This window comes from Nocardia africana NBRC 100379 (assembly GCF_001612635.1).
Classification (GTDB): Bacteria; Actinomycetota; Actinomycetes; order Mycobacteriales; family Mycobacteriaceae; genus Nocardia; species Nocardia africana.
Genome location: NZ_BDAV01000006.1, coordinates 647700 through 665690, shown reverse-complemented (window position 1 = coordinate 665690; position 17991 = coordinate 647700). Strand labels below are relative to the sequence as shown.

Below are 17991 nucleotides of genomic sequence, written 5' to 3'. Positions count from 1 at the left end.
TGCACACCCGAGGATCCGGAAAGGTGTTGCCGCGCAAGCGAATGGTCGCGCGACTCGGCCGCGGGGATAGCCGGGGACTGGCCGTGCCGGTCAACTGGCGGGGAACGACTGCGGCGGTGAGATTTTCGGTCCGATATTCGCAGCGGCCCGGAAGCGCTGCCGTGCGGCAGCGCACACAAGCCTTCTACCAGGCATTACCGGTCACCGGCGGACACCGGCGCGAATTCGTGAATACCGCCCCGATGGGCGTGGCGCCGATCACAGCTCGGACACATCCGATGCACGGGGTGCGTTTGCTGTCACGGAATTCAATTTTGTCGGGGGTGTCTGTTGAAATAGCGCGTGTGATGCGATCGGATAGCTCGGTGCGACTGGTGCGCCGCAGTGAGACCGCACCCCGGCCACGCGAATGGGGTGCCGATGTCCGAACGCTGTTCGCGGGTGGGTCGGGTGCGGACCCGGGCTGGCGGCCCTGGCAGGTGCTGGGCGGCCCCGGCACCGGGAAGACCGCGCTGCTCACCGATCTCGCCGTCGATCGCATCGTCGCGGGTGCCGATCCGGAATCGGTGCTGGTACTCACCCATTCCAAACAGGCCGCCCTGCGGGTCCGCAACGCCCTCACCCGGCAGTTGGCCGCCCTCGCGCCCGAACTCGGCGGGGTGCCGGGCGCGAGCCGCGAGCCGATGGTGCGCACGGTGCACTCCTATGCGTTCGCGATTCTGCGCACGCATGCCGCCGCCCGGGGCAATCCGCCGCCGCGGTTGCTGACCGGCGCCGAACAGGACGTGGTGCTGCGTGAGATGGTGCGCGGCGAACTCGCCGACATGTCCGCCGGCGGCGAGGTGCTGTGGCCGCCGCGCCTGCACGCCGCCCTCGGCACCAACGGTTTCGCCGAGCAACTGCGCGATCTGATGTTGCGCGCCACCGAGCGTGATCTGGGACCCGAGGATCTGATCGAACTGGGGCGCCTGCACGAACGCGAGGAGTGGGAGGCGGCCGGATCGTTCGCGCAGCGCTACGAACAGTCGATGCTGTTGCGCTGGTCGGTCGGCGTCCAAGCCCCCGAGGCCAGCGCGCCCGCCCTGGACGCCGCCGAACTGGTCGGCGCCGCACTGGACGTGCTGATCGAGGACGACGAACTGCTCGCCGCCGAGCGCGAACGCCTCCGCACCCTCCTCGTCGACGACGCCCAGCATGTGGATCCGCTTGCCGCGCAACTGATTCGCGCGATCGGATCGGGGCCGGCGACCACCGTCGTGGCCGGCGACCCGGATCAGGCGGTCTTCAGTTTCCGGGGTGCGGACACCCGTTTCGTCACCGAACCGGACGCCCCGCCCGAACGCCGGATCATCCTGCACGACGATCATCGCTGCGCGCCGGCGGTTCACGACGCGGTCGCCCGGATCGCCGCCCGCATGCCGGGCCGAACCGAGCATCGCTTCGACGCGCGGACCGGCGGCCCGCATCTGCTCGGCGATCCGGCGGTCGACGGGCAGGTGCTGGTGCGGGTACTCACCACTCCGGCCAAGGAGGCGGCGCTGATCGCCGACCACCTCCGGCGGGCCCACCTCACCGCGGAGGTGCCGTGGTCGCGGATGGCGGTCGTCGTGCGCTCGGTGCCGCTGTCGCTGGGGCCGCTGCGCCGCGCGCTCACCGCCGCGGGAGTGCCGGTGCTGCAACCGAAACCGGATACCCCATTGGCCCGGCGGCGCGGCGCGGCCTGGATGCTGCAGTCGCTGCGCGCCCTGCTGGTGGTCGAACGTGGGCGCCCCGAGATGTTCTCCGAGGACGATGCGCTCGATCTGCTGCTGGGCCCGCTCGGCGGCGCGGATCAGATCAGTCTGCGCCGCCTGCGCCGAGGCGTTCGCCGCGCGCTGATCGAGCGCGGGTATCCCCGGGCCGAGCCGAACGTGAGTGGCCCCGGCGAGGCGGAGCCGGTCGCCGACACGGCAGCCGAATTACCCACGAGGACAGGCGAACCCGGTGACGCCGATTCCGCACCACCGGCGGGCGGGCCGGCGCGCGGCTCGTCGGCCGTCGAGGAGTCGTCGGAGGCCCCCGCACCCTATTCCGAACTCGACCGGTCCTCGGCGGTCGTGCTGCGCGACCTGATCACCGGAGTGGGCGATCGGGCGCTGCTGGACCGGCTCACCGAGGTCGAGGTGGCGCCGCTGGTGCGGGTCCTGCGGGCGGTCGACCGGGCGCGGCGGGCGCTGCGCCGCGGGGCCGGGGTCGAGGATGCGCTGTGGGCGTTGTGGACGGCGTCGCGGCTGGAGAAGCGCTGGGTGGCGCAGTCCGAGCGCGGCGGGCCGGGCGCCGTGCAGGCCGATCGCGATCTGGATGCCGCGGTGGGGTTGTTCGACGCCGCTGCCGCCTACGTCGACCGGCTGCCCGGTGCCTCCGTCGAGGGATTCGTCGAATATCTGGAACAGCAGGAGATCAACCAGGATTCGGCTCCGCTGACCGAGCCCGGTGACGCGGTCGCGATCGTGAGCGCGCACGCCGCGGCCGGCCGGGAATGGGATGTGGTGGCCGTTGCCGGAGTGCAGGAGGGGATCTGGCCCAACCTGCGTCCGCGCGGGACCCTGCTCGGTATCGAGGAGCTGGTCGACCTCGTCGGGGGTGTGGCCGATCCGGGCGAGCAGGTCAGCCGGGCCGCGCCGATCCTCGCCGAGGAGCGCCGGCTGCTGCTGCTGGCGTGCAGCCGGGCCCGGCACAGCCTGCTGGTGACGGCGGTCGAATCCGTCACCGGCGACCGCGATCTGGTGCCCTCCCGATTCCTGGCCGAACTCGATCCGGAGGCCGAACCGGGGGAGCCGGGACGCATTCCGCCACCGGTCGATCCGGGGCGCGCGCTGGTCGCACAGGCGTTGATCGCCGAATTGCGCGGCGTGGTCTGTGACGACGGCGCCGATCCCGCCCGCCGGGAGCGGGCCGCCACCCAGCTGGCCCGGCTGGCCGCGGCCGGTGTGCGCGGCGCGCATCCGGACGAGTGGTACGGCATCGCGGACCCGAGTTCGGAACTGGCGCTGTGGGACGACGGGGACGGGCCGGTCGCCCTCTCGCCGTCGACGGTCGAGCTGTTGCAGACCTGTCCGCTGCGCTGGGCGCTGGAACGGCACGGTGGCAGTGACGGGGACAACCCGCATGCCGTCAAGGGCAATCTCGTGCATACCCTGGTCCAGGCCCTGGCCGGGCGGGTGACCGAGGAGCAGGTGAAGGCGGCGCTGGTCAAGGCGTGGAAGGCCGTCGACCCGACGTCCGGGGAGGACGGCCCGCACAGCTGGCACTCCCGCCTGGAGTTGCGTCGCACCGAATCCATGGTCGACACGTTCCTGGCCTGGTTGCGCAACACCCGCGCCGAGCTGGCCGAGGTCGGTGTCGAGGTGCCGGTGGACTGCGTCCTGCCGGCCCGCGATCCGGACGAGGTGCCGGTGCGTATCCGCGGCCGGGTCGACCGGGTGGAGCGGGATGCGCTGGGGCGCTTCGTCATCGTCGACGTCAAGACCGGCAAGACCCCGATCTCCAAACAAGCGGCTCAGGACCACGCTCAGCTGGCCACGTACCAGGTGGCCGCCGGCGCGGGCGGATTCGCCGCGGAGGTGGACGGCGACCGGGTCGAACCGGGCGGCGCCCGACTCGTCTACGTGGCCAAACCCAGTCGCGACGGGGCCACCGAGCGGTTGCAGACCGCGCTGGATTCCGACGGTATCGCCCAGTGGCGCAAGGCGATTCACGATGCGGCGGCCGCCACCCGCGGGCCCGGATTCCTGGCGATGCGCAACGACGGCTGCCGGCACTGCCAGGTGGCGGGCAGTTGCCCGGTGCAGGACACCGGCCGCCAGGTGACGGATCGATGACGATCACGCCGGAGCAGCTGGCGCAGGCGCTCGGCCTGCCGCCACCCACCGACGAACAGTCCGCCGTCATCGCCGCACCGCTCGGGCCCACGCTCGTGGTGGCCGGCGCCGGCGCGGGTAAGACCGAGACGATGGCCGCCCGGGTGGTCTGGATGGTCGCCAATCGGCTGGTGGCCCCGGACGCGGTGCTGGGATTGACGTTCACCCGAAAAGCCGCGCAGCAGTTGACGACTCGCATTCGCACCCGTCTGGCGCGGTTGGCCGGATCGCCGCTGCTGCGCGAGATCGACAGCACCGGCCGCCTGCGCGCGACCCTCGTCGGCTCCGAGCCGGAGATCAGCACCTACCACTCCTACGCCGGGCGGCTGCTGTCCGAACACGGTCTGCTGCTGCCCGTCGAGCCCTCGGCCACACTGCTCACCGAAACGCAGTTGTGGCAGCTCGCGCATCGCGTGGTCACCGGCTGGGACGGTGATCTCGATACCGAGCGCACACCGGTGTCGGTCACCGAGGCGGTGCTGGCGCTGTCCGGGCAGCTCGCCGAACATCTGGTGGAGCCTGAGCAGTTGGCGGTGGCGCATCGGGAGCTGGAGCGGCTGGTGGAGACGCTGCCGCCCGGTCCCCGCCAACGCGGCGGGCCGAATCAGGAGTTGCGCGCGATCGTCAAGGCCCAGCAGGATCGGGTGGCGCTGCTGCCGCTGGTCGCTCGGCTCGGCGAGGAGTTGCGGCGGCGCGGCGCATTGGATTTCGGCTCGCAGATGTCGCTGGCCGCGCGGCTGGCCGCCACCCACGCCGAGGTCGGGGCGGCGGAATGCGAGCGGTTCCGCCTGGTGCTGCTGGACGAATATCAGGACACCGGGCACGCCCAGCGCATTCTGCTCGCGGCCTTGTTCGGCGATCGCGCCGCGGTCGGTATCGGCGCCGAGGTGCCGCCGACGGATTTCGCCACCCGCCCGGCGGTGACCGCGGTCGGCGATCCGATGCAGTCCATCTACGGCTGGCGCGGCGCGTCGGCGGCCAATCTGCCCCGCTTCACCACCGATTTCCCGGCTGCCCCGAATGTCGCCGCGCCGGTACTGCCGCTGCTGACGAGCTGGCGCAATCCGCCGGAGGCGTTGGATCTGGCGAATCTGGTCGCCGAACCACTGCGCGGCGCCGAGGGCGGGGTCACGGTCGACGCGTTGCGTCCCCGGCCGCAGGCGACGGCCGGAACCGTCGCGCTGGCTCTCACCGAAACCGTTGCCGACGAACGGACGTGGGTTGCCGAGCGGATCGCCGCGGAATGGGAGCAGTGTGCCGACGCCGGACGGCCGCCACCGACCTCCGCGGTGCTGGTGCGCCGCAACGCCGACGCGGCGCCGCTGGCCGAGGCGTTGCGCGCGCGGGGGCTGCCGGTGGAGATCGTCGGCCTGGGTGGTCTGCTCGCCACCCCCGAAGTGGCCGATATCGTCGCCACCCTGCGGTTGATCGCCGATCCGGCGGCCGGCAGCGCCGCGATGCGCATCCTCACCGGCGCACGCTGGCGGCTGGGCGTGAGCGATCTGAAGGCGTTGTCGGCACGGGCGCGCGAGCTGTCGATCGCCGGGGCGCCGGGACGCGCGGAACCCATCACCGATGCGGCCGGATTGTCGGAGGCGTTGCGGGCGGTGGCGCCCGAACCCGCCGAACAGGCCGGTATCGCGGACGCGATCGCCGATCCCGGTCCGGCGCAACGGTATTCGGAGCTCGGCTATGCGCGTATCGTCGCCCTTGGGCGGGAGCTGGCGGCACTGCGTGAGCGCAGCGGGCAGTCGCTGCCGGAACTGGTCGCCGATGTGGAACGCACGATCGGGGTCGGGGTGGAGACCCAGACCCGCCGCGCGGCCGCGGGCGCCGGTGCGGGGCGTGAACATCTGGACGCCTTCGCCGACGTGGTCGCGGGCTACGCCGGTGACCACCGTGCCACCCTGCCCGGCCTGCTGAGCTTCCTGGCCGCCGCCGAAGAGGTCGAAAACGGTTTGGAGCCGGGCGAAGTGGAGGTGGCCCACGACCGCGTCCAGGTACTCACCGTGCACGCGGCCAAGGGGCTGGAATGGGAGGTCGTGGCCGTACCGCACGTATCGCGGAGTCTGTTTCCCTCCGGCAACGCCGCCGCGACCTGGCTGGGCGCGCTCGCCGAACTCCCCACCTCGCTGCGTGGTGACCGGCAACGCGACGACGACGGTGGCACACCGGGTTCCGCGCCCGTGCGCGATGGCGTTCCGGTCCTCGATCTCTCCGAGCTGTACGACCGCACGGATTTGGAACGGGCGATCAAACAGCACAAGGAGGCGCTGGCCCGCCGCCGCCTCGACGAGGAGCGCCGCCTGTTCTACGTGGCGCTCACCAGAACCGAACGCGCCCTGTTCGTTTCGGCCCACCACTGGGCCGAAACCGGCTCCACGCCGAAGGGGCCCTCGGATTTCCTGCTCGAATTGAAACGGTGGACCGAACACCCGGAGTCACCCGGGCACGGCACCGTGCGCGTCGACGTGTGGGCCGACCCGCCGCCCCCGGATGTACCCAACCCGTTCACCGACAATCCCGCCGTGGCCGACTGGCCCCGCGACCCGCTCGGCGTGCGGCGGCGTGCGGTCGAAGCGGGCGCGGCCCGGGTGCGTACCGCGCTCGCGCACCTTCCGCCCGAGCCCGACCCTCGCGATCATCGCAAGCAGACGACGAACGGCCACACTCCCGCTCGGGCCGATGTCCCTCCGGTTCCCTCCCGCCGGGCCCAGGACGACCCGGACGAACTCGAATCCCCGCGCCAGCTCGACCTGTTCGCCGATCTGGCGAACGACCCGGCGGCCTCCGGCGCGAACGGTGCGGCGGCTTCCGGCAACGGTTCGGGCGAGGAGGAAGACGCGGCACCCGCCCAGCACGACCCGGATCCCGAAGGCTGGGCCGCGGATGTGGACGCCCTGCTCACCGAGCACTTCGCGACGGCCGAGGGCATTCACGAAGTGGAATTGCCCGCGCAGCTGCCCGCCACCGCGCTGGTGGATATGCGGGCCGATCCGGCCAAACTGGCGGCCCGGCTGCGGCGGCCGCTGCCGTATCCACCGAGCCCACTCGCCCGGCGGGGCACCGCGTTTCACGCGTGGTTGCAGCGCTGGTTCGGCGCGGTCGGGCTGCTCGATTTCGACGAACTGCCCGGTGCCGCCGACAGTGATGCGGGCGACGCCGATCTGATCCGGTTGCAGGAGGCGTTCCTGGCCTCGCCGTGGGCCGACCGCAATCCCATCGACGTCGAGGTGGGATTCGAGACCAGCATCGGCGGCACGCTCATTCGCGGCCGGATGGACGCGGTGTTCAGCGAACCCGGCGGCCGCTGGCTGGTCGTGGACTGGAAGACCGGCGCGGAACCGACACGCGCGGAGGAGCGCTCGGTCGCGATGCAGCTGGCCGTCTACCGGGTCGCCTGGGCCCGCATGATGGCCGCGCAGACCGGGGAATCCGAAGAACTCGTGCTCGACCGGGTCGGCGCAGCATTCCACTACGTCCGCAGCGGCCGGACGGTCGCGCCCGCCGAACTTCCGGGGCCGGCCGAGCTGGCCGAACTCATCGCCGAGGTCGCGCCCCCCTGGGCGCCGGGCCCGCGGGCGCAGGACGGTCCGGAACTCGCCGAGGACCCTCCGCCCGGCGAGGAGTTCGGCGCCGACCCGGGTGCCGAACCCCCGCCCGACCCGGACCTGGTGTCCGAAGCCGATTTCGCCCCCGACTACCTGTCCGAGTGAAACCTGTTGCGCCTCAGGCGGCTTCGCGGCTGATGCGCAGGGCCTGGGTGATCATCGGCACCTGGAACGGCAGCCGCAGCACCGACACCCACTTGATCGCCTTGGCCGCCTTCGGATTCCGCACCGAGTCGGCGGCGAACTGGATGTTGGCCGGGAAGACCGCGAGGAACAACAGCACCGCGAGCCGCCCCCCGAGCCGCCGGGTGCGCGGGGCCGCCAACGCGGCCGCCACGCCGATTTCGGCCACACCCGACGCGTAGGTGTAGGTGCGGGCCCGTCCGGGCAGGGCGGGCGGCACGATCGCATCGAAGGGCTTGGGCGCCACGAAATGCAGCGTGCCCATGCCGAACAGCGCGGTACTCATCAGCACCGCTCGCCGCTGCGAGGCCCGACCGGCGTCACTCATGCTGTGTCCTTTCTTCGCCCCGGGCCGCCGCGCTCTCTCCGCCGCGCGTGGGGTCACATCGTGGTGACGCTACGCCGCCGCCGCGCTCCTGCCCACTCACGCGGTGTCGGTCCTCGGGGTGCACGGGGTAGCCGCGCCGCCGCCTCCGCCCTCCACGCGCGTGCCCAGTCCGTCATGTCGGCATCCGGCCGGTACGCTGCGGATCTGTGGCACAGGTGAGCAACGACATAACCGGGGGATACCGTGTTCGGTGACAGCTCACAAGGTCTGGGCCGTTTGACGGATCGTCCCGACTACGCGCTGGTCGGCATTCTGCGCATTCCGGAAATCCGGACCAGCCCGTGGGTGTCGCTGGCCCGCCGGATCGCGTTCGCGGTGCTGCTGCTGGTGGCGGCGACCTTGGTGGTCTACTTCGGCCGCGCGGGATATCACGACAACCGCGGTGAGGAACTGACCCTGCTCGACGCCGCCTACTACGCGACGGTCTCGCTGTCGACCACCGGCTACGGCGACATCACCCCGATCACGGAGCAGGCGCGGCTGATCAACACGATCGTCATCACCCCGCTGCGCGTGCTGTTCCTGATCGTCTTGGTCGGCACCACCCTGCAGGTCCTCACCGAGCGGTCACGGCAGGCGTTCAAAATTCAGCGATGGAGGCAGAGGGTGCGTAATCACACCGTGGTCGTCGGATACGGGACGAAGGGCCGGACCGCGGTCGACGCGATGCTCGGCGACGGGGCGCAACCGGCCGAGATCGTGGTGGTCGACACCGACGCGACCGCATTGGACGCCGCGGCCAACGCCGGGCTCGTGACGGTGCACGGTTCGGCGACGCAATCGGATGTGCTGCGGCTGGCCGGAGCCCAGCATGCGGCCTCGCTGGTCATCGCCGCGAACCGGGACGACACCGCGGTGCTGGTCACGCTCACCGCGCGCGAACTCAATCCCAAGGCCAAGATCGTCGCCTCGATCCGGGAGGCCGAGAACACCCATCTGTTGCGGCAATCGGGTGCGGATTCGGTCGTGGTCTCCTCGGAGACGGCGGGCCGGCTGCTCGGTATCGCGACCACCACCCCCAGCGTCGTCGACATGATCGAGGACCTGCTCACCCCGGAGGCCGGATTCGCGATCGCCGAACGGGACGTGGAATCCGACGAGGTCGGCGGCTCGCCGCGGCATCTGCGTGACATCGTGCTCGGCGTGGTCCGGGAGGGCACGCTGATCCGGGTCGACGAGCCCGAGGTGGACGCCCTGGAAACCGGCGACAAACTCCTCTACGTCCGTCGCGTGCACAAATAGCCCGGACCGGGGATGCCTCCTCCCGGCATGTCGCAACCCCCGCGATACTCTCGAAGCGTGTCGGTATTCGAACTGAATGGTCTTCCACTGCTGTCGCGTTCCGCCCTCGATCGTGCCGAGACGTTGCGCTCGGACGAGCAGGCGTTGAAGCAAGGGTGGGTCGAGGCCAAACTGGTGCGGATGAACCGGCGGGGGCAGGTCCGGATCGACGGTGATCAGCTCGTGCTGGAAGCGGCGCTGGACTACGCGGCCGAGCCGGTGCCGGAGGCGGTCCTGCTGGGTGTGGTCGACGGCTCGCACATCTGGGCGGTTCGCGACAACGAGCTCGACGGTCAGCTGATGGATCTGCGGGTGGTGGGCAGCGCGCTGCACCTCGACGATGTGATCCTCGGCATCCTGTCCACCGCACTGGCGCTGCTGAACTGGCACGACCGCGCCCGATTCAGTGCCGTCGACGGCAGCCCCACCACCGTCTCGAATGCCGGCTGGTCGCGCGTCAACGCCTCCGGGCACGAGGAGTTCCCGCGCATCGATCCGGCCATCATCTGCCTGGTGCACGACGGCGGCGACCGGGTGCTGCTGGGCCGTCAGCAGGGCTGGCCGGAGAAGATGTTCTCGCTGCTGGCCGGTTTCGTCGAGGCGGGGGAGTCGCTGGAACGCTGCGTCGAGCGCGAGGTGCGTGAGGAGGTCGGCGTCGCGGTACGCGATATCCGCTATCTCGGCAGTCAGCCGTGGCCGCTGCCGCGCTCGCTCATGCTGGGGTTCGCCGCGGTCGCCGATCCCGATGCGCCGCTGGTCTTCTCCGACGGCGAGATCGCCGAGGCCCACTGGTTCACCCGCGACGAGGTGCGCACGGCGCTGGCCGCGGGCGCGTGGGGTTCTGTGACCGGCGACACCGGAAACGCCGAGCAGCAGCGGCTCCTGCTGCCGGGCTCCATCTCCATCGCCCGCACCATCGTCGAATCCTGGGCTGCGGCAGGCTGATTCGCCGCGGCCGCCGTCGGTCAGCCGATGGCGGCGAGGGCGCTCTTCACCTGGGCGAGGCTCGGGTTGGTCGCGGTGGACCCGTCGGAGTACTTGACCGTCGGCACGACGTGATTGCCGCCGTTCACGCTGCCGACGAACTCGGCCGCTTCGGGATCCTGTTCGATGTCGACGACGGTGTAGGTGATCCCCGCCTCGTCGAGTTGCTTCTTCAGGCGTCGGCAGTAGCCGCACCAGGTCGTCGAGTACATGGTCAGGTCAGTAGCAGTCACGCCTGATTGAACATCGAATCGGTTTTTCGTGTTCCCATAGCTGGCTGTGATGTCCGCCGGAGGGGACTTGCCACACAGATAGTAAGCGCGCATACTAAATGAATGACGCAGATCGCCGCAGCTCACGCCGTATCCGCCGCCGCACCCGCCGACTTCTTCGCGGTCTGGGCGGATATGGCCACCTGGCCGGAATGGAATGCCGACACCGAGTGGGTCCGGCTGGACGGCCCCTTCGTCGAGGGGGCCACGGGCACCTTGAAACCGAAGGGAGGCCCGAAGGTCGGGTTCGTGATCGAGAAGCTGACCGGCGACGAGTTCGTCGACGTCTCCCGGCTGTTCGGTGCGCGGCTGATCTTCGCTCATCGCGTGGTGGAGACGGCCGCGGGCACCGAGGTGTCGGTGACCATCTCGATGACCGGCCCGCTGCGCCGGCTGTGGTCCACGCTGATGGGCGGCGGACTGGCCGATTCCGTCCATCGTGACCTGGCGGCGCTGGTCGAGACGGCCGAGGCGCGCCGGGCCGTGCCGGGCACCCGCTGAATCGGTTCCCGGCACCCACTGAATCGTTCGAGGAGGACATCATGAACAAGTACTGGCTGGCCGTCGTCTCCCGCGATCACGTGCGTCGCGGGGTGGCGCTCGGCATCGCGCAGGCCAATCACGGCAAACGTGCCGCGGTCGAACGGATGCGACCGGGTGACGGGCTCGTCTACTACTCGCCCAGAACCGGTATGCGGGAAGGAGATCCGGTGAAGTCGTTCACCGCGATCGGCACCATCGACGATCGGCCCGTGTGGCAGGCGGACGATCGGGGCGGCTGCTTCCGGCCGTGGCGGCGCGCGGTGAACTACCGGCCGGACGCGCGCGATGTCGCGATCGACACCGTGCGCGGTGACCTCGATCTCACCAGCGTCCCCAACTGGGGCATCGTGCTGCGGCGCGGTGTGGTGGAACTGAGCGCGCACGACTTCGAGGTCATCTCCCGGGCCATGCTGGGAGAGGACGCGGGTGAGATGCCGGCGGCCGCCCGGTGAGCGAGGAAGCCCGTACCCTGCGAACGGAATTCGGCAGCGCCGACGAAAGCCCCGGCCTGTTGCTGTGGCAGGTGACCAACCGGTGGCAGGCGGCGGTGCGCGCGGCGCTGGCCCCGTTCGATCTCACCCACGTGCAGTTCGTCCTTCTGGCCGCGCTGACCTGGTTCGGCGGGTCGGATGCCGGTACCCCGATCACGCAGCGCGATCTCGCCGCCCATGCCGCCACCGATCCGATGATGACGTCCCAGGTGTTGCGCGCTCTGGAGAAGAAGGGCCTGATCGAGCGTCGGGAGCATCCGCAGGATCGGCGCGCGAAGTCTCTGGTCCCGACGAAAGCCGGTGTGGCACTGGTGAATCGCGCGATCGTCGCGGTGGAGGACTGCGACCGGGCGTTCTTCGGGCCGTTGCACGCCCGGACCGCCGACTTCGCCGCATCGTTGCGGACGCTGCGGGACGCGCGGAGCTGAGCGCCGGTCGCCCCCCGGCCGCGCACAGGACGGGTACGTACCCGCGGCGCCTGGCAGGTGGGGGCGTCGTCGCGGCGGCGCGTATGTCGGTGGTGCCTGTCATGATGGAGCGCGTGCTTGTCCCGACCTCATCGACCAGCCTGCGGCTCGACGGGCTCGACCCGGAGCAGGCAGCCGCGGTGCGGGCGCCGCGTGGGCCGGTGTGTGTGATCGCGGGCGCCGGCACCGGCAAGACCCGGACCATCACCCATCGCATCGCCCATCTGGTCTCGGCCGGGCATGTGCGTGCCGATCAGGTGCTGGCGGTGACCTTCACGGCCCGGGCGGCCGGTGAGCTGCGGTCTCGGTTGCGTGCGCTCGGCCTCGGTGGCGAGGCGCACACCGTCCAGGCGCGCACCTTCCACGCCGCGGCGCTGCGGCAGCTGAAGTACTTCTGGCCGCAGATCGTCGGCGACGTGCCGTGGAAACTCATCGACTCCAAGTTCGCGGTCGTCGCCCAGGCCGCCCAGCGCGCCGGCCTGCCGACCGCGACGGAGAATGTGCGTGATCTGGCGGGGGAGATCGAGTGGGCGAAGGCCTCGCTCATCGCGCCGGAGGACTACCCCGGCGCCGCCCAGCGCCACCACCGCGACATTCCGTATCAGGCGGACAAGATCGCGGCCGTCTACACCGGCTACGAGACGTTGAAGAACACCCCGGACGGCCTGCTGCTCGATTTCGACGACCTGCTGCTGCACACCGCCGCCGCGCTCGAGGACTATCCGGCCGTGGCCGAGGAATTCCGCGGCCGCTACCGATGCTTCGTCGTCGACGAATACCAGGACGTGACCCCGCTGCAGCAGCGCGTTCTCGACGCGTGGCTCGGCGATCGCGACGACCTGACCGTGGTCGGCGACGCCAACCAGACGATCTACTCGTTCACCGGCGCCAGCCCGGCCTATCTGCTCGATTTCTCCCGGCGGTTCCCCGACGCCACCGTCGTCCGGCTGGAACGGGACTACCGATCGACGCCGCAGGTGGTGTCGCTGGCCAATCGCGTGATCGGCGCCGCGCGCGGCCGCATCGCGGGGACCCGTCTGCAGTTGGTCGGGCAGCGCGCCGACGGGCCGGAACCGTCCTTCGCCGAGTACGACGACGAGGTCGCCGAGGCCGCCGCCGTCGCCAAGGGCATCGCCGGTCTGCTCGGGCGGGGTGTGCCGGCCGCCGAGATCGCCGTGCTGTATCGCATCAACGCCCAGTCCGAGGTGTACGAACAGGCGCTGACCGAGGCGGGCATTCCCTACCAGGTTCGCGGCGGCGAGGGGTTCTTCCAGCGGTCCGAGGTTCGCCAAGCGGTGCAGGCGCTGCGGCAGGCCGGAGCCCGCGACGATCTGCCCGTGGCCCGCGGCTCCGAGGTCGTGACGCTCGTGCGCGCGGTCCTGGCCCGGCTCGGGCTCACCGCGGAGGAGCCGGCCGGTGCGCAGGCCCGCGAGCGCTGGTCGTCGCTGGTGGCACTGGTACAGCTCACCGAGGAGCTCGCCGCCCACGATCCCGGCCTCGAATTCGCCGGACTGCTGCGGGAATTGGCCGCCCGTGCCGAGGCCCGCCACCCCCCGACCGTGCAGGGTGTGACCCTCGCCTCGCTGCACGCGGCGAAGGGGCTGGAATGGGATGCGGTCTTCCTGGTCGGCCTCACCGACGGCACCCTGCCCATCGCCCACGTGCTGGGTGAGGGCGGCGCGGTGACCGACGAGGCCGCGCTGGAGGAGGAACGGCGGTTGCTCTACGTGGGCGTGACCCGCGCGCGTGAACATCTGCGGTTGTCGTGGGCGATGTCGCGTGCCGACGGGCGGCGCCGCAACCGGCGGCGCAGCCGATTTCTCACCGGGCTGGTGCCGGAGGATTCCCCGGCGTCGATGGTCGCTCAGCAGGCCGGTGCTCGGGGTGGCCGCAGCCGCCGGTTGCCGGTCTGCCGGGTGTGCGGGCGTTCCCTGCTCAATTCCACCGACACGCTGCTCGGGCGATGTTCGGGCTGCCCGGCCGAGGTCGACACCGAACTGCTCGGCGCGCTGCAGGAGTGGCGGCGGCAGCGGGCCGAGGAGTTGCAGATCAAGCCGTTCGCGGTGATGAGCGTCAAAACGCTGACCGCGATCGCGGAACAGGTGCCGATGGACGAGGATGCGCTCGCCGCGATTCCGGGCATCGGACAGCAGAAGTCGCAGCAGTTCGGCCCGGAGCTGTTGGCGATCGTGCGATCACGGGTGCGCAACCGGTGATTCGACGAGGGCTGCCGGAGTGACGAAACCGCAGGTGAAAAATAGGTTGTGCGGTTGTGTATCGCACCCGTAGGGTGGTGATCACGCGCTGGGAGGGCATTCCGGCGCGCACAGTGATCAGTCGGATAACGAGTAGGAGGGAGGTAGACAAAATGAACAGCATCGTGACTCTCGCTTCGAGAAGCGTTGTGGCACCGGTGGTTTCTGTCGTGTCCGCCTCCCGGGGGGTCCTCGCCTTGCAGGGGACCGGTCTGTCTGTCGCAAGCATTAGCGGTGCTCGACCGCAAGCATCCGCATATGCAATTGCCGCAGACAAGTCCGAGTGGGGTTGGCACCCGGCACACGTCGGTTTCCACACCGGCGCAGCCCACGCCTTCGCAGTCGAAGCCGATCGTATGACGGCGAATCTGCAGGCAGCCCGCCTCCGCAACGCACACCCAGCGACCGTGATCAGTAACCGACATCGAAGTCGGTTCAGGTAGCACTCACTACCACAGCCTCCTGGCCACGGATCGCCCGACGCGAAACCGTGGCCATAGTTCTTTTCGGCCTCCAGCCATCGGCACCGGTTTCGCGGAAGACAACGAAACCACCGCTGCACGAGCTGAAGGAGCAAGACGTGTCCACCGCGACCGCTACTCGCGCGACATGCCGATCGACCCAGGCCTCGAGGCCGGCCCGCACCCGCGGTGTCGCGCTCGCCCTGCCCTGCCGAGTCGGTGACCCGGACCTGTGGTTCGCCGAAAGCCCGACCCAGCTGGAAGAGGCCAAGGCACTGTGCGCTTCCTGCCCCATCCGCAAGGGCTGCCTCGCGGCTGCCCTGGATCGCGCCGAGCCCTGGGGTGTCTGGGGCGGCGAGATCTTCGAACAGGGCGTCGTGATCGCCCGCAAGCGGCCGCGCGGCCGCCCGCGTAAGGTCGCACTGGCGTGATCGGCGCCGGTTCGGGCCGAGCGCGGATCCGCCTCGGCCACATCTGGGAACACGAACGAGCCCCGCATCTCATGTCGGATGCGGGGCTCGTCCCATATTCGGGGTGGGTGAACGATCAGCTGGCGCTTCGGTATTCGGCGTAGCCGGGCACCCAGTCGTGCATCAGCTTCATGAACGGCACCTCGGCGTCGAGCTGTGCGCAGATGCCGATCGACCCCATCAGCACCCGGAACACCATGATGTGTTCGGCCGGAAGTTGCAGCGACATACCCGTTTTCATCTCCGGGCGGCTCACGTCGGTGGCCTTGCCCGCCACGCGCTGCATCCACTTGCGGGTGAAGTGGAACGAATCCTCGCGGATGGGATCGGTGAACGGGCGCAGATAGTCGGCGATCTCGGCGTGCGTGACGGTGCGGCCGGGGATCACCCAGCCGTGGCTGTACATCAGCTCGGTCAGTTCCTCGAACCGATCCTCGACCGCCATCGCCACCATCTGGCCCAGCACGGGCGGGAACCCGTCGGGCAGGGGTGCGCAGGCGCCGAAATCGAGCACCGCCAACCGGCCGTCGTCGAGCATCATGAAATTGCCGGGGTGCGGGTCGGCGTGCAGCAGTCCGGCCAGGGCGGGGGAGGAGAAGTGGAATTCACCCATCAGCGTTGCCACGCGGTTGCGCAGCTCGACCGTGCCCGCCGGATCCTCCTGGCCGCGCTTGATGATCGCGGAGACCGCGGTGCCGTCGAGCCATTCGGTGACGATCACCTTCGGTGCCCCGGCCACCACCTTGGGGACCAGGAACCGCGGGTGGCCGTCGAAGGCCTTGGCGAAACGGCGCTGGTTGGCGGCCTCGGTGCGATAGTCGAGCTCTTCCTCGGTGCGTTCGGTGATCTCGGCGAGGATGGGTTTGACGTCGGCGCCGGGGACGACGGCCCCGATCATGCCGGCCATCCGATTGAGTGTCTTGAGGTCCGCGCGCAGCGCCTCGTCGGCGCCGGGGTACTGGACCTTCACCGCCACCGCGCGGCCGTCGGACCATTCGGCCTTGTGTACCTGTCCGATGCTGGCCGAGGCGGTGGGGGCGTCGTCGAAGGAGCGGAAACGCTTGCGCCAGGCCGTGCCCAGTTGCTGGTCCAGCACCCGGTGCACCGTGGCGGCAGGCAGCGGCGGGGCGGCGGCCTGCAGTTTGGTCAATGCCTCGCGATAGTGCTCGCCGAACTCCTCGGGGACGGCGGCCTCCATCACCGACAGCGCCTGGCCGAATTTCATTGCGCCGCCTTTGAGCTCGCCGAGAACCGAGAAAATCTGCTCGGCGGCTCTCTGATTCAACTCGGCATTGATCTCGCCCTTGTCGCCGCCGGCGAGTTTGCGGCCGAAGCCCACAGCGGCGCGTCCCGCGATACCGAGTGGAATCTTCGCCAACTTGGCGTTGCGGGATGAGCTACGGCGCACAATCTCAGACACACCCCCATCATGGCTGACCCACCGTGTGGCGTGCCATGTGAATTGCGTGAACTCCACCCCCGCACCGAGACGTGTCATCGGTCACAGTCGGGCCGGTCGAGACGGCGGTCGGTGCGCGCGAACGCCCGGGAATTGGCTGATCGGTGGCGGCCGTCGGGCGTCCGTCGCCAGTTCTAGTCTTTGCGACAAAAAGTTCGCCCAGAAGTCTGGGCCGCATACTTTTAGTCATATAGACTAAAAGTATGACGACAATGCGAGCAGCCGTGGCTGCACTCCGGGAGGCGCGGCGTCCGGAAGACCTGTTCGGCGCGGCGACAACGGATTCCGTGGCTCGCCGCATCGCGCATCGGACGTATCTGCGGCTGGCCGCCGTGCTGCATCCGGACCGGGTTTCCCCGACCGACGCCGAACGGGCCACCGCCGCCTTCGTCCGTCTCGGCGAGCTGTACCGCAGCTGGCTGGTGGCGGATCAGCGATTCGAGGTGTGTGGCACGCGGGGGCGGTATCGCCTCGGCGCCCTGCACGCCCGCGGGTCCGTCGCGGACCTGTACCGCACCGACTCGGCTGCCGTCGTGGTGAAGGTCGCACGGCGGCAGACCGCGAATTCGCTGCTGGCGAACGAGCGAAACGCGCTGACGGACATCGCCGCGCTGACCGGGGAGCACAAGTGGCTGGCGCCGTACTACCCGCGCCTGATCGACACCGTCGACCACACCGACACCGAATCCGGCGAGGTGCGTGCGATCAACGTGCTCGGCGCGCTGACCGGCGAGTTCGTGACGCTGGCCCAGGTCCGCGCCGCCTATCCGCAAGGACTCGACCCGCGCGACTACGCCTGGATGCACCGGCGGCTGCTGCGCTGCCTGGCCGGTGCCGCGACCGCGCATTGGGTGCACACCGCGGTCTCCGAGGAGAACGTGCTCATCCATCCCCGTCTGCACGGGGTGGTGCTGGTCGGCTGGTCGTTCGCGACCCGGCCCGGGCGGGTGCCGGCGGCCACGCCGGCCTCGATCGACCATCCGCCCGAAACGGGCAGCGGGGTCAGCCCCAGCACCGATGTCTATCTGGCCCACCGGCTCCTGCTCACCATGCTCGGCGACCGCGCGCCCGCACCGATGCGCGCCTTCGCCGAGGGCTGCCTGCACTCCGCGCCGCGGCTGCGGCCCGACGCCCGAACCTTGCTCGACGAATTCGACGATCTGCTCGACCGGCTGTACGGCGCCCGCCGCTTCCGGCCGTTCGAACTACCGAAAGGACAGTGATCAC

General features: G+C 70.2%; 13 protein-coding genes. 10 read left to right on the top strand and 3 right to left on the bottom strand.

Annotated features, from left to right (window positions below; translation table 11 throughout):
* The first annotated feature begins 347 nt into the window (after positions 1 to 347).
* Together NA3_RS11270 and NA3_RS11265 are read left to right on the top strand one after the other, a co-directional pair.
* Complete coding sequence (locus NA3_RS11270; protein ID WP_062963635.1) at positions 348 to 3860, top strand: ATP-dependent helicase; 3513 nt, start codon at positions 348 to 350, stop codon at positions 3858 to 3860.
* Positions 3857 to 7615 (top strand): ATP-dependent helicase, encoded by a 3759-nt coding sequence (locus tag NA3_RS11265; protein ID WP_084491439.1) that lies wholly within the window; start codon positions 3857 to 3859, stop codon positions 7613 to 7615. The genes NA3_RS11270 and NA3_RS11265 overlap by 4 nt, the downstream gene beginning before the upstream one ends.
* A gap of 13 nt (positions 7616 to 7628) precedes the next feature.
* Here the strand turns inward: NA3_RS11265 and NA3_RS11260 are convergent, their stop codons facing one another.
* A complete protein-coding gene (locus tag NA3_RS11260) occupies positions 7629 to 8021 on the bottom strand; it encodes a DoxX family protein (protein ID WP_062963449.1) in 393 nt (130 codons plus the stop codon).
* Between the two features lie 276 nt (positions 8022 to 8297).
* Here NA3_RS11260 and NA3_RS11255 point away from each other — a divergent pair, with 276 nt between their 5' ends.
* Both NA3_RS11255 and nudC read left to right on the top strand, forming a co-directional pair.
* On the top strand, positions 8298 to 9323 hold the full coding sequence (locus NA3_RS11255; RefSeq protein ID WP_227995352.1) for a potassium channel family protein: 1026 nt from the start codon (positions 8298 to 8300) through the stop codon (positions 9321 to 9323).
* Positions 9324 to 9380: 57 nt separating this feature from the next.
* On the top strand, positions 9381 to 10307 hold the full coding sequence (nudC, locus tag NA3_RS11250; protein ID WP_062963447.1) for an NAD(+) diphosphatase: 927 nt from the start codon (positions 9381 to 9383) through the stop codon (positions 10305 to 10307).
* A 20-nt stretch (positions 10308 to 10327) separates the two neighbouring features.
* On the opposite strand, the gene NA3_RS11245 is transcribed toward nudC, so the two are convergent.
* The gene (locus NA3_RS11245; protein ID WP_305781562.1) at positions 10328 to 10579 is read right to left on the bottom strand and encodes a mycoredoxin; all 252 of its coding nucleotides are present in this window, start codon (positions 10577 to 10579) and stop codon (positions 10328 to 10330) included.
* A gap of 102 nt (positions 10580 to 10681) precedes the next feature.
* Here NA3_RS11245 and NA3_RS11240 point away from each other — a divergent pair, with 102 nt between their 5' ends.
* From NA3_RS11240 to NA3_RS11220, 5 genes are all read left to right on the top strand, one after another.
* Complete coding sequence (locus tag NA3_RS11240) at positions 10682 to 11119, top strand: SRPBCC family protein (RefSeq protein WP_062963445.1); 438 nt, start codon at positions 10682 to 10684, stop codon at positions 11117 to 11119.
* A gap of 41 nt (positions 11120 to 11160) precedes the next feature.
* Positions 11161 to 11613, top strand: coding sequence for an EVE domain-containing protein (locus tag NA3_RS11235; RefSeq protein ID WP_062963444.1), 453 nt, complete (start codon positions 11161 to 11163; stop codon positions 11611 to 11613).
* The gene (locus NA3_RS11230; RefSeq protein WP_062963443.1) at positions 11610 to 12080 is read left to right on the top strand and encodes a MarR family winged helix-turn-helix transcriptional regulator; all 471 of its coding nucleotides are present in this window, start codon (positions 11610 to 11612) and stop codon (positions 12078 to 12080) included. Before NA3_RS11235 ends, NA3_RS11230 begins: the two co-directional genes overlap by 4 nt.
* A 104-nt stretch (positions 12081 to 12184) precedes the next feature.
* Positions 12185 to 14335 carry an ATP-dependent DNA helicase UvrD2 gene (locus NA3_RS11225; RefSeq protein WP_372464271.1) on the top strand — a complete coding sequence of 717 codons (2151 nt, stop codon included), beginning with the start codon at positions 12185 to 12187 and terminating at the stop codon, positions 14333 to 14335.
* Positions 14336 to 14954: 619 nt separating this feature from the next.
* Positions 14955 to 15266 carry a WhiB family transcriptional regulator gene (locus NA3_RS11220; protein ID WP_308189552.1) on the top strand — a complete coding sequence of 104 codons (312 nt, stop codon included), beginning with the start codon at positions 14955 to 14957 and terminating at the stop codon, positions 15264 to 15266.
* Between the two features lie 115 nt (positions 15267 to 15381).
* On the opposite strand, the gene NA3_RS11215 is transcribed toward NA3_RS11220, so the two are convergent.
* Positions 15382 to 16725, bottom strand: coding sequence for an ABC1 kinase family protein (locus tag NA3_RS11215; RefSeq protein WP_062963633.1), 1344 nt, complete (start codon positions 16723 to 16725; stop codon positions 15382 to 15384).
* Between the two features lie 242 nt (positions 16726 to 16967).
* Between NA3_RS11215 and NA3_RS11210 the strand changes: the two genes are divergently transcribed.
* Positions 16968 to 17987 (top strand): J domain-containing protein, encoded by a 1020-nt coding sequence (locus NA3_RS11210; RefSeq protein WP_062963442.1) that lies wholly within the window; start codon positions 16968 to 16970, stop codon positions 17985 to 17987.
* Positions 17988 to 17991 lie beyond the last annotated feature (4 nt).